The organism is Streptomyces sp. HSW2009, from assembly GCF_040240285.1.
Taxonomy (GTDB): domain Bacteria; phylum Actinomycetota; class Actinomycetes; order Streptomycetales; family Streptomycetaceae; genus Streptomyces.
Map to the genome: position 1 here is coordinate 1 of NZ_JBEHZD010000178.1, position 13,431 is coordinate 13,431.

The 13,431-nt window shown below is 75.5% G+C and carries 11 protein-coding genes and 1 pseudogene; 7 read left to right on the plus strand and 5 right to left on the minus strand.

The genetic code is table 11. The features are described from left to right. The 3 genes and pseudogenes from AAHZ94_RS15625 to AAHZ94_RS15635 all read left to right on the plus strand — a co-directional run. Positions 1-729: pseudogene (locus tag AAHZ94_RS15625) on the plus strand (hypothetical protein); the annotation flags it as partial. A gap of 197 nt (positions 730-926) precedes the next feature. Continuing rightward, positions 927-1,067: a hypothetical protein gene (locus AAHZ94_RS15630; RefSeq protein WP_349993485.1), complete on the plus strand. Its 141-nt coding sequence runs from the start codon at positions 927-929 to the stop codon at positions 1,065-1,067. Beyond that, complete coding sequence (locus AAHZ94_RS15635; RefSeq protein WP_349993486.1) at positions 1,064-2,266, plus strand: Mu transposase domain-containing protein; 1,203 nt, start codon at positions 1,064-1,066, stop codon at positions 2,264-2,266. The genes AAHZ94_RS15630 and AAHZ94_RS15635 overlap by 4 nt, the downstream gene beginning before the upstream one ends. Positions 2,267-2,646: 380 nt before the next feature. Here the strand turns inward: AAHZ94_RS15635 and msrA are convergent, their stop codons facing one another. After that, positions 2,647-3,306 (minus strand): peptide-methionine (S)-S-oxide reductase MsrA, encoded by a 660-nt coding sequence (gene msrA / locus AAHZ94_RS15640; protein ID WP_349993487.1) that lies wholly within the window; start codon positions 3,304-3,306, stop codon positions 2,647-2,649. A gap of 410 nt (positions 3,307-3,716) precedes the next feature. Further along, complete coding sequence (locus AAHZ94_RS15645) at positions 3,717-4,826, minus strand: hypothetical protein (protein ID WP_349993488.1); 1,110 nt, start codon at positions 4,824-4,826, stop codon at positions 3,717-3,719. A 244-nt stretch (positions 4,827-5,070) separates the two neighbouring features. On the opposite strand from AAHZ94_RS15645, the gene AAHZ94_RS15650 reads away from it, so the two are divergent. Beyond that, positions 5,071-6,237 carry a cystathionine gamma-synthase gene (locus tag AAHZ94_RS15650; protein ID WP_349993489.1) on the plus strand — a complete coding sequence of 389 codons (1,167 nt, stop codon included), beginning with the start codon at positions 5,071-5,073 and terminating at the stop codon, positions 6,235-6,237. A gap of 179 nt (positions 6,238-6,416) precedes the next feature. Here the strand turns inward: AAHZ94_RS15650 and AAHZ94_RS15655 are convergent, their stop codons facing one another. The 3 genes from AAHZ94_RS15655 to AAHZ94_RS15665 form a co-directional block, all read right to left on the minus strand. After that, on the minus strand, positions 6,417-6,668 hold the full coding sequence (locus AAHZ94_RS15655; protein ID WP_349993490.1) for a hypothetical protein: 252 nt from the start codon (positions 6,666-6,668) through the stop codon (positions 6,417-6,419). After that, on the minus strand, positions 6,665-7,291 hold the full coding sequence (locus AAHZ94_RS15660) for a sigma factor-like helix-turn-helix DNA-binding protein (protein WP_502964683.1): 627 nt from the start codon (positions 7,289-7,291) through the stop codon (positions 6,665-6,667). The genes AAHZ94_RS15655 and AAHZ94_RS15660 overlap by 4 nt, the downstream gene beginning before the upstream one ends. Before the next feature lie 944 nt (positions 7,292-8,235). Then, positions 8,236-8,775, minus strand: a complete 540-nt coding sequence (locus AAHZ94_RS15665) for a MarR family winged helix-turn-helix transcriptional regulator (RefSeq protein ID WP_502964684.1) — start codon at positions 8,773-8,775, stop codon at positions 8,236-8,238. Positions 8,776-9,495: 720 nt separating this feature from the next. On the opposite strand from AAHZ94_RS15665, the gene nuoK reads away from it, so the two are divergent. From nuoK to AAHZ94_RS15680, 3 genes are all read left to right on the plus strand, one after another. Next, positions 9,496-9,894, plus strand: coding sequence for an NADH-quinone oxidoreductase subunit NuoK (nuoK, locus tag AAHZ94_RS15670; RefSeq protein ID WP_349993492.1), 399 nt, complete (start codon positions 9,496-9,498; stop codon positions 9,892-9,894). After that, the gene (locus AAHZ94_RS15675) at positions 9,891-11,918 is read left to right on the plus strand and encodes an NADH-quinone oxidoreductase subunit 5 family protein (protein ID WP_349993493.1); all 2,028 of its coding nucleotides are present in this window, start codon (positions 9,891-9,893) and stop codon (positions 11,916-11,918) included. Before nuoK ends, AAHZ94_RS15675 begins: the two co-directional genes overlap by 4 nt. Positions 11,919-12,262: 344 nt before the next feature. Continuing rightward, positions 12,263-13,431: complex I subunit 4 family protein (locus tag AAHZ94_RS15680; protein WP_349993494.1), on the plus strand; the 1,169-nt coding region annotated here is incomplete at its 3' end.

The window sequence follows — 13,431 nt, forward strand, 5'->3', positions numbered from 1 at the left end:
AGTTGTGTAAAAGAGACAGGCAAGGGCCCAGGCCGCGGCGACCGCCCGGGCCACCGCCCCGCAGACAACGGCCGCGACCACGCCCACCACCAGGGCCCAGGACCGCACGGCAGCGCAAACCAGAACGGCGGCGCGAGCCACGACAACAGCGCGAGCCACCACAGCAGCAAGGGCCACGGCGCGGCCCACGAGCACGCCGCCGCGGCCCCCGACCAGCGCCCGGCCGCGGTCACCGCAGCCACCGCGGACTGCGCGGCGCACGGCGCGGGGCGCCACGGACCCTGCGCCCAGCGCGGCGGGCCGGCCGGGCCGCACGCGCTCGCCACCTCCCTCGCTTCATCCCTGGCCACGTCCCTCGCCACGCCGGCGACCACGCCCGCCGCCCGGGCCGTGCCCACCGCCGGCGCCCCGCACGCCGCGCACCACCCGTGCGGCGGCGCGGCCCACACCCACCGGCCGCACGACGGTTCCGGGTGCGGCGGCCACCCGCACGCCCCGCACCAGGCGCCGTGCGGTACGCCCGGCCCGGCCGGGCCCACGGCCCCCGGCGCCCAGTCGAACTGCGGCCACACCGGCGGCGGCGACCACTCCTCCAAGCGCGGCATCGACAAGGGCGCCCTGCCCGCCGCCACCGACTTCCAGCCGCCGCGCACCGCGGACGGCCGGCCCCGCGACACCGCGTCCCCGCTCCACGAGCGCCCGCACGACGTCGTCGAACACCCCGGCTGACCCCGGGGCGCCCCCCCCCCCCCCCCCGGACCCCGGGGAGGTGGAGAGAGCGGCACCGCCCGTGGGTCTCCGGGGGCCCAAGCCCCCCGCCCCCCCCCCCCCCCCGCCCCCCCCCCGGCGCCAACCCCCCCGGCCCCCCCCGGCCCCCCCCCGCGCGCCGACCGTCAACCGTTCGTTCGAGACAGAGAGCACCTGCCATGTTCACTCGTGAGCGCTTCGCGCCCCGTTCCGGAATGCCGCCCGTGCACCCGGACCCGCTCGACCCCACCCCGTACGCCACCCTCGACGCCGCTCCGTACGCGACGGCGCACTCCGCCCCGGCGGGGGTGGCGGCATGAAGATGACCGATCGCGAGATCATCGAGATCCTGGTGGCGTACGACGCCACCGAGAGCGTCTACTCCGCGGCCCGCATCGTCGGCTGCGACCCCAAGACCGTCCGCCGCTACGTCGCGGCCAGGGACGCCGGCCGCCCGGTCACCGGCCCCTCCCGCCGGTCCCGCTTAGCGGACGCGTACGCCGAGAAGATCGAGGAGTGGGTGGACCGCTCCGAAGGGCACATCAGCGCCGTCCGGGCGCACGAGCGGCTGGTGCGGATGGGCTTCACCGGCAGCGAGCGCACCACCCGGCGGGTCGTCGCCGAGGCCAAGACCCGCTGGCGCAGCGGCAGTCGGCGCATCTACCGGCCGTGGGTCGCCGAGCCCGGCCTGTGGTTGCAGTACGACTGGGGGCCGGGGCCGCTGGTGCCGGGCCCGGACGGGGAGCCCCGCAGGACCGCGCTGTTCTCGGCCTGGTTGGCCTGGTCCCGCTACCGGGTGGTCATCCCCTGCCGGGACCGTACGCTCGGCAGCCTGGTCTGCTGCCTGGACTCCACCCTCACCACGCTCGGCGGCGCCCCCACCTACCTGCTGACCCGGCTGCGCCCCGACGGCGGCACCCGCCACCCGGACGTGGTCGCCGCCGGCCGGCACTACGGCATGAAGGTGCGCCCCTGCGGGCCGCACGACCCGGAGGGCGGCAGCACCCAGGCGGGCGTCCGGGTCGCCGCGGCCGATCTGGCGCCCACCGATGCGGACCTGCGGCGCGAGTACGCGTCCTTCGCCGAACTCCAGGCCGCCTGCCAGGAGTTCGGGCAGTGGTTCAACGGCCAGGTGCGGCACTGGCAGGGCCAGCGGCCGGCGACCGAAGCCGAGGTGGACCCGGAGCAGGCGTCCGAGACCGCCACCCCGGCCCAGCGCCTGGCGGCCGAGCGCAACCGGCTGCACCCGCTGCCTTCGGCCCCGTGCACGCTCGGCATCGGCCAGCAGGCGCGGGTGGGCGAGCGGGACACGGTGGCGTACGACATGGCCAGCTATGCCGTCCCCACCGACCTGGTCGGCAACCAGGTGTGGCTGCGCGCCACCCGCGGTGAGCTGGTCGTCGTCGCCGACCTCGCGGCCCTGCCGACCCGCCCCGTCCACCTCGCCGGGGCGGACGGCCTGACGGAGGTGGCCAGGCACCGCATAACGCGCGCGGTGGTGCGCGGCGCCCTGCACTAGCGGCGGCCCGCAACCACGCGCAACCACCCGCGGGCCCCTGCCCGCCTGACCCGTACGACCCGCGCGTCCGCTGCCGTACGCGGACCACGGTGAGCCGGCCGGACTCCGGAGGGGTGCCCGGCCGGCACACCGCAGCCGCCGACGGCGGGTCGGGTGGGGTGCCGGGCGGCGGGCGATAGATGACGGGTTGGTGGTGCGGCAGGCGGCGGGTGGCGGGCGGTTTCGGCGGGTTGGCCCCCGCCGGACGTGCCACCGGCCCCGCGGACCGAGGTCCACGGGGCCGGTGGCGCCGGTGGTGCTGGAAGCGCCGGTGGTGCCGTACGCCGTGCGGCGCGAGCACCGCGTGGCGCGGGCCCGCTCCGGGGTCAGTCCGCCGCGGGTCAGTCCGCCACGCGGGCCACACCGATCGGGCAGGAGACGCCGGTGCCGCCGATGCCGCAGTATCCGGCCGGGTTCTTGTCGAGGTACTGCTGGTGGTACGCCTCGGCCGGGTAGAACGGGCCGGCCGGCAGGAGTTCGGTGGTGATCTCGCCGTACCCGGACGAGGTGAGGACCGACTGGTAGCCGGCGCGCGAGGTCTCGGCCTCGGCCGCCTGGTCGGCGGAGTGCGTGTAGAGCGCGGAGCGGTACTGGGTGCCGACGTCGTTGCCCTGCCGGAAGCCCTGGGTGGGGTCGTGCGACTCCCAGAACAGCCGCAGCAACTCCCCGTACGAGGTCGTCTTCGGGTCGTACACCACGCGGACCGCCTCGGTGTGCCCGGTCAGGCCGCTGCACACCTCCTCGTACGTGGGGTGCGGGGTGTGACCGCCCTGGTAGCCGACGAGGGTCGTCCACACGCCGGGGGCCTGCCAGAAGATGCGCTCGGCGCCCCAGAAACAGCCGAGGCCGAAGTCGGCGACCAGCAGGCCGTCCGGGTAGGGGCCGAGCAGCGCGTTGCCCAGCACGGTGTGCCGCTCGGGCACGGCGAACGGCCGCTCCGCACGGCCGCCCAGCGCTTCGTCGGCGGACGGGAGCTGGCTCTTGTGGCGGTTGAACAGCATCGTGTCTCCAGTCGGGGCGGGCGTTCGGCCGCCCGTATAACGCGCGACGGCCGGCGGGCATTCCACGGGGGCGCCTGCGGCGGGCCGGCGGGGGGGGCGGGGGGGGCCGCCAGCCGGGCCGTCGGACGGCCCTTGCGCGGGCGTACGCGCGTGGTGCCGTACGAGCGGGCCCGACGACCCCGCCGCGGGCACATCGCGCACGCGCGCGCGTGGTCGCGCAGACTCGTCACCGGCACCTCGCGGGCGTACGCGTGCGTGCATCGGGCAGACCCGCCGCGGCACATCGCGCACGTATGCGCGCGTGGTCGCGCAGACCTGCCACGGGCACATCCACATCCACATCGCGCACGCGCGCGTGCGTTGCGCAGACCCGCCGTGCACACATCGCACGCGCACCCGCGCGCGAGACGTTACGGCCGCGGCTCCTGCGGCAGCGTCGCCGCCGTGCCGCCCGCGCTCTCCCAGCCGGCGACGGCCAGCGCCCGGTAGGTCACGTACGCCTCGGCCGGGTCCGTCTGGTACGACCAGGGGAGGGCGCCCACGTGCCCGTCGACCAGGCGGAGCTGGACGATCGCCTCCGCGTACCGCTCGGCCCGGATCAGGAACCAGGCCAGCAGGTGCCGCACGTGCGGCAGCACCGGGTGGTCGGCCGGCGCCCGCTGCACCGCGAACAGGGCGCCGTCGATGGCCCGGGTGACCACGGCGCTGCGGTACAGACCCTGCACCAGATTGGCCTCCGGCAGGTGCTCGAAGACCGCGAACAGCGGCAGCGCGGGCAGCAGGCTCTTGTCACCGGCCGCGCCCGCCGCCTGGTGCGTGAACGCGTCGGCCAGCTCCTTCGAGCCGTGCCACGTCTCGCTCCAGTACGGCAGCGCGGCCAGGTGTGCGCCCATGTGGTCCGGGGCCCGGTCCTTGACCTTCGCCCACAGCTCCTCGAAGTCGGCCCTGCGGTAGCCGAGGCCGCGGGCCACGTGCAGCTCGACCAGGTAGGGCACCGGGTCGCCGGGGGCGAGCAGCGCGGCCTCACCGCAGACCGTGCGCGCCTCCTCCAGGATCATCGTGAAGTCCTGCGAGCCCGGGTCGCGCAGCGCCTGCCGGGCCAGGAACTCCGCCTGCACCGCGGCGCCGCCCGGGTCCTTGGGCGCCTCCACGCGCCAGGTGCGCAGCCAGACGCCGCCCCGGCCCGGGTTGCTCGCCAGGTCGTGCACGGCGGCGCCGGCCAGCGTCTGCACCCGCTGCCAGCGCAGCTCGGAGGTGGCGTCGGTGTGCGCGAGCAGCCGAGACACCGGCCGCCAGTCCTGGCTGGCCGCCACCTCCGACAGCGTCGCGGCCAGCTCGTCGTCGCGCCCCGGCAGCCGTACGTCGAGCTGCTCGATGGGCAGGAAGCCGTACGCCCCGGGGTCGGTGGCCCGGTACGCGGCCGACACCGCATCGCGACCGCCCCGCCGCCGGCGCAGCGCCGGTACGACCAGCACCCCGACGACCATGGTGATGGCGATGAGGATGAGCAGAAACTCCATGACCCGTCCCGTGTGATGTCGTGGGCCGAGCCGCCGTCGGCACGGCCCGCAGCCCGCTGTCCCGGCCACCGCCCGTCCCCGGCGCCGCCGCCCCGCGCGCGGGAGGGCGGGCCCGTCGGGCGCGGACCCCGGCCCGCCGGTGGCCGGTGGGGCCCGCTGAGGTGGCCTGTTCCCTACAGCGTAAGCGCGCCGTTCGGATGTGTGGGGCGGCAGCCTCCCGGGGCGGCGCACTACGCTCGATCCCATGACTGACCACCTCCCTCACCAGCACGCGTCCCAGAACTTCGAGACGCTCGCCATCCACGCGGGGCAGGCCGCCGACCCGGCCACCGGTGCCGTCGTGCCGCCCATCTACCAGGTGTCCACGTTCAAGCAGGACGGCGTGGGCGGGCTGCGCGGCGGCTACGAGTACAGCCGGTCCGCCAACCCGACCCGTACCGCGCTCGAAGAGAACCTGGCGGCCCTCGAAGGCGGCAGCCGCGGCCTCGCCTTCGCCTCCGGGCTTGCGGCCGAGGACACCCTGCTGCGCGCCCTGCTGGTCCCCGGCGACCACGTCGTCATCCCGAACGACGCCTACGGCGGCACGTTCCGCCTGATCTCCAAGGTCGTCGAGCGGTGGGGCGTGCAGTGGTCGGTCGCCGACAGTTCGGACCCGGAGTCGGTACGGGCCCAGATCCGCCCGAACACCAAACTGATCTGGGTCGAGACGCCGACCAACCCGCTGCTCGGCATCACCGACATCGCCGTCATCGCGGAGGTGGCCCGCTCGGCCGGCGTCCGCCTGGTGGTCGACAACACCTTCGCCAGCCCGTACCTCCAGCAGCCGCTGGCGCTCGGTGCCGACGTCGTCGTGCACTCCACCACCAAGTACATGGGCGGCCACTCCGACGTCGTGGGCGGCGCGCTCATCACCGCCGACAGCGCGCTGGGCGACGAGCTCGCCTACCACCAGAACGCGATGGGCGCGGTCGCCGGCCCCTTCGACGCGTGGCTGGTCATGCGCGGCACCAAGACGCTGGCCGTCCGCATGGACCGGCACAGCGAGAACGCCGCCCGGATCGCCGAACTCCTCGTCTCCCACCCCAAGGTCGCCCAGGTCTACTACCCGGGCCTGCCGGACCACCCGGGCCACGAGATCGCGGCCAAGCAGATGCGTTCCTTCGGCGGCATGGTCTCCTTCCGCGCCGCCGGCGGCGAGCAGGCCGCGATCGACGTCTGCAACCGTGCGGAGCTCTTCACGCTCGGCGAGTCGCTCGGCGGCGTCGAGTCCCTGATCGAGCACCCCGGCCGGATGACCCACGCGTCCACCGCGGGCTCCGTCCTTGAGGTCCCCGCCGACCTGGTCCGCCTCTCGGTGGGCATCGAGTCGGCCGACGACCTGATCGCCGACCTGACGCAGGCGCTCGGCTAACAGCCCGCCGCGTAGGCGCTTTTGTGGGGCCCGGGTGTGGGCTGTGGGGCCGGCGTTGGCTGCGCGCCAGGTTTTGGGTTGGGGCCGGTGGGGGCCGGGCCTCGGGTCTTGGTTTGGGGTCGGTGGGGGCCGGGCCCCGGACCATGCGCCCGCCGCCGGTCGCCCGGCCGCGAGCGGCCTCACCACCCGTCGAGCGGCGGCGTGGTGGTGCGCGGCGGCGGCACCCACGGCTCCGCGACGGCCGCCCAGACGGTGCCGGCGCACACCGCGGCCAGCAGCACGATCCACAGGACCAGGTGGACGGCCCGGCGCCGGCGCAGCGCCCGGTGGCCGCGGGCCGCAGCCCGGGCGGCGAGGTCCCACGGCAGGTCGGGCCGCGGCTGCGCGTCGAGCAACTGCCGCACCTCGTCCTCCTTGCGGTCCCAGCTCACGGCCGTGTCCCGTCGTACGGGGGCCCGCCGGGCGAGAGGTCTCTGGGCGGGGCGCCTCCGGATGGGCACGGGGGCAGGCCGCCGGGTGGGGCACCTCCGGATGGGCCCGGGGGCGGGGCGCCTCCGGGCGGGCGCGGGGGCAGGCCGCCGGCGCCGGCCGTCCCGACGCCCTCGCGCGCCTGCGCGCGCAAGGTGGCGATGGCGTGGGCGTACAGCGCACGCACCCGATCGGCTGGCAGGCCGAGCGCGGCGGCCGTCACCTCCTCGGCCACGCCCTCGTACAGGCGCAGCACCAGCACCAGCCGTTCCCGGGGGGCGAGCCCGGCGAGTAGCCCGCCGGCCGGGGGGGCGGCGGGGTGCCGGTGCCGCCAGGCGGTGCGGGCGAAACGGACGGCCAGTTCCCGGCGGGTGCGGTCGTACGGGTCGTCGCCGCGCAACTCGTCCCAGTGCGCGTACGTGCCGGCGAGCGCCGCCTCAAGCAGCCGCTCGGCCGCCGTGCAGTCCTCCGGGGGCTCGCCGGTGAGCAGCGCCGCGGCAGGCAGCAGCCGGCCGCCCGCGCCCGCGACGAAGGCTTCGAACTCCCGGGCCCGGCGCCGCTCCCGTGCCGCCCGCCGTTTTCCCACCGTGCCTCCCGTGTTCGTGAGAACACGACCCCTTCAGGACACGCCAGCCGGGCCGCCGGGTCAAGGGGGACGACATCGGTCGTCACCGGGCCGTCACCGGGGCAGCGGGCGGGGGGGCGCGGGGGGGGCGCGGGCGGGCGGGACGCCGCCCGCGACGGGCCGGTGGGCGGTGTAATTCGTCCGAGATTGCTCGCATGGTGAGACGTGGCCGTGCCGGGACGCGCCGGGTGAGGCTGGGGCATATGCCACAGGCATAGGAGCAGGTGATGGGTGCCCGCCGGGCGGTCCGAGAGCCCGATGAGAACGGCCCGTTCCGTGCCGCCCGACGGGGCGCTTCGTTGGCCGGAGGGGAGCGGTGGTACGGGGCGCGCGCCGCCGGCGCCGGCCGGATACGGAGGGTCGCTGGGCGGCCCGCCGACGGGGCCGAGAGCCGGGCCCCGGTCCCGGCACAGGGGCCTCGGACGCGGCCCGGGGCGCAGCCTTCGAGGTGCGGAACCTGGGGGCGTACGGGGCCTTGGGCGTACGGCCTTGGGGCGTATGGCCCTGGGACGTACGGGCCTTGGGGCGTACTGCTCGGCGCGGGGCCGTACGGCGGCGGGGCGGGCCCGATCGGACCGGTGCGCCGCCGGGGCGCGGAGCGGAGGACGGCCGGGTGACGGCCCCTCCGGTGGGGGTGCCGACGCGCGCCGTACGGCCCTCGGGGTTGCGGTGGGCCGCGAGTCGGGGACTGCGGGACGGTGCGTCGGTCGATCCAGGCCCCGGCATGGGCACGGGAGGTGATGCGGCAACCGGAAGGCCAGTTCCGGCGGCGGTACGCGGCAGTGACGGGGGCCGGCGGCAGGGGGTCGGCGGCCGGCGAACGGGACGTCAGAAGCCGGCTGACTGGCGGGGCAGCGACCGGAATCCCGGCGTCCGAGAGACCGAGAAGAAGAGGAAGGTGCTGGTCAGGAGGGGGACGGCGTGGCCAGTTGGGGCACGCCGTGGATCACCGAGAGCGCCGTGTTGAACCGGGTCAACAGATGGCAGAACTGGTCGCGCTCGTCCGCGCTCCAGTCCTCGGTGGCGAGTGCCATCAACTCCCGCCGGGACGACCGGACTTCTTCGAGTCGCGCCTTGCCACGCGGCGAAAGTTGCAGCACGACGGCGCGGCCGTCCTCGGGGTGCGAGGTGCGCTTCACCATGCCGGTGTCGACGAGCGGTGCGACCTGGCGGGTGACGGTCGAGGAGTCGATGCCCATGCTGAGCGCCAACTTCTTGACGCCCATCTCTCCTTCCTGGTCAAGGCGGTTGAGGAGAAGGTAGGCGGCGCGGTCCATCGAGTTGCGGGCCTGGCCGACGCCGCCGAGGCGGGTCTGCTCCGCGCGGCGGGCGAAGAGCGCCACCTGGTGTTGGAGAGAGTCGAGGACGCCGGTCTCCTCCGGCGCTTGGCCTGGGGTCGTCCCCCGGGCCGTTGTCGCAGTCGTCATGTCCGAATGGGTGGGCATGGCCTGGGGCTCACTTCGTGCGGTGGTCTGAAGGATGGGGGACAGAGTACGCGGCCCCGGGCCGCCTCGTACCTGCCCTGCACAAAGCCGTGCGAAGGGGGCCCACTGAGTCGGGTGGGGCGGCCGTTTCGGGCAGAAGCTGGGAAACTGGGCATCATGGCTGCACGCGGCGACGGCGGCGCCGGGCCCACGGGTCCGCCCGCCCGAGACGGACCCGCGGACCGGGACCGCACCCCGGACGACGGGCCGCTGTGCCCCGCCACCGACGGCCACCCCACTTCCCGTACGCTCCGGGGCGCACACCCGGCGCCCGACGGACGGTCACCCGCCACGGAGCGCATCGCGGAGCGCACCACGGAGCGCGCGACGGCGGCCCGCCGGGCGCCCGGAGCCGCCGCCCACGCCGGCGCCCCCCCCGCCCCGCCCCCCGCCCGCCCCGGCGCCCCCCCCCCCCCGGCCCACGCCCCCCCCCCCCCCGGCGGCCCCGGCGCGGACCCCGCGGGCCACCCCCGCACCGGCCGGGGCAGTCACCGACCAGGCGCCGTCCACCACCGACCAGACGCAGCCCGCTCCCAGCGCGCCCGCCGACCGCCCCGCCCCGGCCGTCACAACCGAAGCGGACGCCACCGGCCCGCGTACCGACCCCGCCGACTCCACCGGTCCCGCCGGTGCGCCCGGCGAAGACCAGGCCGAGCGCGCCCCGAGGGAGGGCACTAGCTGATGCACCTCGTCTATCCCGCTGTGCTCGCCGTCCTCCTCTTCTGCATCGGCCTGTACGGCGTACTCGCCCGGCGCAACGCGATCCTCGTCCTGATGTCCGTCGAGCTGATGCTCAACGCCGTCAACCTCAATCTGGTCGCCTTCGACGTCTGGCTCCGCGACACCCTCCACGCGGGCCAGGCGCTCACCCTCTTCACCATTGCCATCGCCGCCGCCGAGATCGGCATCGGCCTCGCCATCGTGCTGCTCGTCTACCGCAACCGCGGCACCTCGGACATCGACAGGCTCCGCGATCTCGCCGATGTCCCCACCGCTGCCGACAGCATGCCAGCCACCACTGACAATGCCGCCGACCTCGCCGATGGCAAGCGTCTGACCAGCGGAGAGGCCGCCGCGTGACGATCACGACCACCGCCGTCCTCGTTCCCGTACTGCCCTTCATCGGCGCCGTCGCGGGGCTGTTGTGCGGCCGGCGGGCCCCCGGGTGGGTCCGGCCGCTCGCCGTGCTGCCTACACTGGCCGCCGCCGTGCTCGCCGTCGTCGTCGCCGGCCGGCAGGGCGGGGACGTCCCGGTCGACGCGGCGACCAAGCTCACCGACACCGGGTCGATCCCGATCGACCGCGCATTCCACATCGACGGCTTCGCGGCCCTGGTCGCGGTGCTCGTCGGCACCGTCGCCACCTGCGTGCAGGCGTACTCGACCGGCTATCTGCGCGAGGACCCGCGCTACCCCTCGTACGCCGCGCTCGTCTCGCTCTTCACCTCGGCGATGCTGCTGGTCGTCTACTCCGACGACCTGATCGTGCTGCTGGTCGGCTGGGAAGTCATGGGCATCTGCTCGTACTTCCTGGTCGGGCACTACTGGGAGACGGCCGCCGCGCGTTCCGCTTCGCTCAAGGCGTTCCTGGTCACCAAGCTCGGTGACGTGCCGTTCCTGATCGGCATCTTCGCGCTGGCGACGGACGCCGGCACGTTCCGGATCAGCGAGATCTACACCGGGCTGACCGCCGGCGCCGGCGAGGCGGGCGGCTTCTCGCTCGACCACCCGACGCTCATCGCCCTGCTGCTGCTCGCCGGCGTCGCCGGCAAGTCCGCGCAGTTCCCGCTGCACACCTGGCTGCCGGACGCGATGGCCGGCCCGACCCCGGTCTCCGCGCTGATCCACGCCGCGACGATGGTCGCCGCCGGCGTCTACTTCATCGCCCGGCTGCTACCGGTCTTCGCCGCGTCGGCCGCCGCCCTGGCCGTCCTCGCGGTGCTGGCCGCCGTCACCATGGTGGGCTCCGCGCTCGCAGCCCTCGCCCAGGACGACATCAAGCGGGTCCTCGCCTACTCGACCGTCGGCCAACTCGGCTACATGACCGGTGCGCGCGCCGTCGGCGACCGCGGCGCCGCGGTCTTCCACCTGATGTCGCACGGCGCGTTCAAGGCCCTGCTCTTCCTCGGCGCCGGCGTCGTGATCCACGCCGCAGGGACGAACTCGCTGGCCGCCATGTCGCGCATGGGCGGCCTCGCCCAGCGCATCCCCGACGCGTACTGGACGATGAGCGTGGCGCTGCTCGCGCTCGCCGCGATCCCGCCGTTCGCCGGCTTCTTCTCCAAGGAGGCCGTGCTGGGCGCGGCCGAGTCCGTGGCCACCGGGCACGGCGCCACCGACCACGCCTACCACGTGCCGGGCGCCGTCGGCTGGGTCGTCCTGCTCGCCGGCCTGCTCACCGCCCTGCTCACGGCCGGGTACGCCACCCGGCTGTGGCTGCTGGCGTTCCGCGGCAGCGGCCCCGCCGCGCCCGACCACGGCAAGCAGCCATGGGCCATGAACGCCGTCCTGTGGGTGCTGTTCGTGCCCACCGTCGCGCTCGGCGTCGCCGTCGGCCGCCTCCCGAGCTGGTTCGACGACCACTCCCTGGACCCGACCCTGGCCACCTCCGTCCTCGGCACCGGCCTCGCCCTGGTCGGCGTGATCATGACGTACGGGACCTGGCGGCACACCACCGCGCTCGCCGGTCGGCCGGCGCTCGGTGCCGTCGCCGCCCACCCGCAGGCCGACCCCGCCGTCTCCGAAGCCGAGGCCATCGCCAGCCACGAACCGGCCTACGGCAGCGTCGAATCCGCGCCCGACCCGGCCGACCCCGGCCGGCTGCTGCTCGGCCCGCTGCACCGGCACGCCGCGGTCGGCTTCCACCTGGACGCGCTGTACGCGGCCGTCTTCGTCCGTCCGGTACGCGCCGCCGCCCACCTGGTGCGCTTCCTGGACCGCGAGGTCGTCGAGACGTACGTGAAGGGTGCCGGCACCGCCCCCGGCCTGCTGGGCACGCTCGTCCGCCGGACGCAGACCGGCAACGTCCAGACCTATCTGAGCGCGTTGTTGGCCGGCTCGCTGGTCCTCGTCGTGGCCGTCGTCCTCACCGCGACAGGAGGCTGACGTGCAGAGATCCCCGTACGCACCGGCCACCGCGGGCCCCGCCGCAGCCGGGCCACCGGCGCCTGCCGGCCGGCTCGCGCAGCCGGGCAGCGGCGCGTCCGCCCACCGCGTACGCGCCGTCCCCACCAGCCACGCCACCGCGTACCACCGCCCCGCGTGCGCCGCGACGGTCGCGCCGTGTCCGCCCCCCGGCCCGGGCGGCCGCCGTCCCCGTACCCGGCTGATCGCGCGTGCCACAGCCCCGGTCGGCCAGGGCCCCAGGGCCCGGCCGGGTCGCCGTACGGCCGCCACCCCGAGCCGCACGGCCGCCACCCCGAGGAGCCTTTGAGGTGAATCAGAACGTGATGCAACTCCTCCTCGCGGCCGTCGTCGTCCTTCCGCTGCTCGGCGCCGTCGCCGCGCTGTTGCCCGCCCCGCCCGGGCTGCGCGGGCGCGACCCGGAGCAGGCCGTGCTCCGGCACGGCGTCACCGTCACCGGCCTCGTCCTGGCCCTGACCGTCGCCCTCGCGGTGGGCTTCGACCACGACCGGCCCGAGGCCATGCAGGCGACCACCGATATCCGGTGGATTCCGGCCCTGGACATCCGTATCCACCTGGGCATCGACGGCATCTCACTGCCGCTGCTCGTCATGACGGCGCTGCTCACCTTCCTCTGCGCGCTCTACAGCTACTTCCGGATGCCCGCGGGCCCCTCCCCGATGGCCTTCGTGGCGCTGCTGCTGGTGCTGGAGTCCGGCACCCTCGCCACCTTCGCCGTACTCGACCTGGTCCTCTTCTTCCTCGCCTTCGAGATGGTGCTCATCCCGATGTACTTCCTGATCGCCCGCTGGGGCGGCCAGGAGGGCACGCCGAGCTCCGCCGCGGGCACGGCGGGCCTGTCGGCGTCCGCGCCGTCGGCATCGTCTGCGCCGTCTGCGTCGTCCGTATCGTCCGCGGAGGCTGAAGGCACCGCGCCCGGCAGCGAACGCGAGCGCGCCGCCTGGCGGTTCATCCTCTACACCCTGCTCGGTTCCGTCGTGATGTTGCTCGGCCTCCTCCTCATCGGACTCAAGGGCGGCACCTTCGACATGGTGGCACTCGCCTCTGACAACGGGGCCGGGCTCAGCCACTCCACGCAGGTCATCGCGGTGTTGGCGATCGGCATCGGGCTCGCGGTGAAGGCCCCGATGTGGCCGTTGCACAGTTGGCTCCCGGACGCGCACACCGCGGCGCCCACCGTCGGTTCCGTACTCCTCGCCGGCGTGCTGCTGAAGATGGGCACCTACGGCCTCGTCCGCATCGTGCTGCCCATCGCACCGGACGGCGCACACACCTTCGCCCCGTACCTCGCGGCGTTCGCGGTCGTCGGCATCCTCTACGGGTCGCTGGCCTGCCTCGCGCTGGCGCTGCCGACCTCGGCCGGCGACAGCGCGGTGGGGCCCCCCCCCGCCCCCCCGGGCCCCCCCGGCCCCCCCGGGCCCCCCGGCCCCCGCCCCCCCCCCGGCCCCCCCCCCCCGCCCCCCCCCCCCCCCCC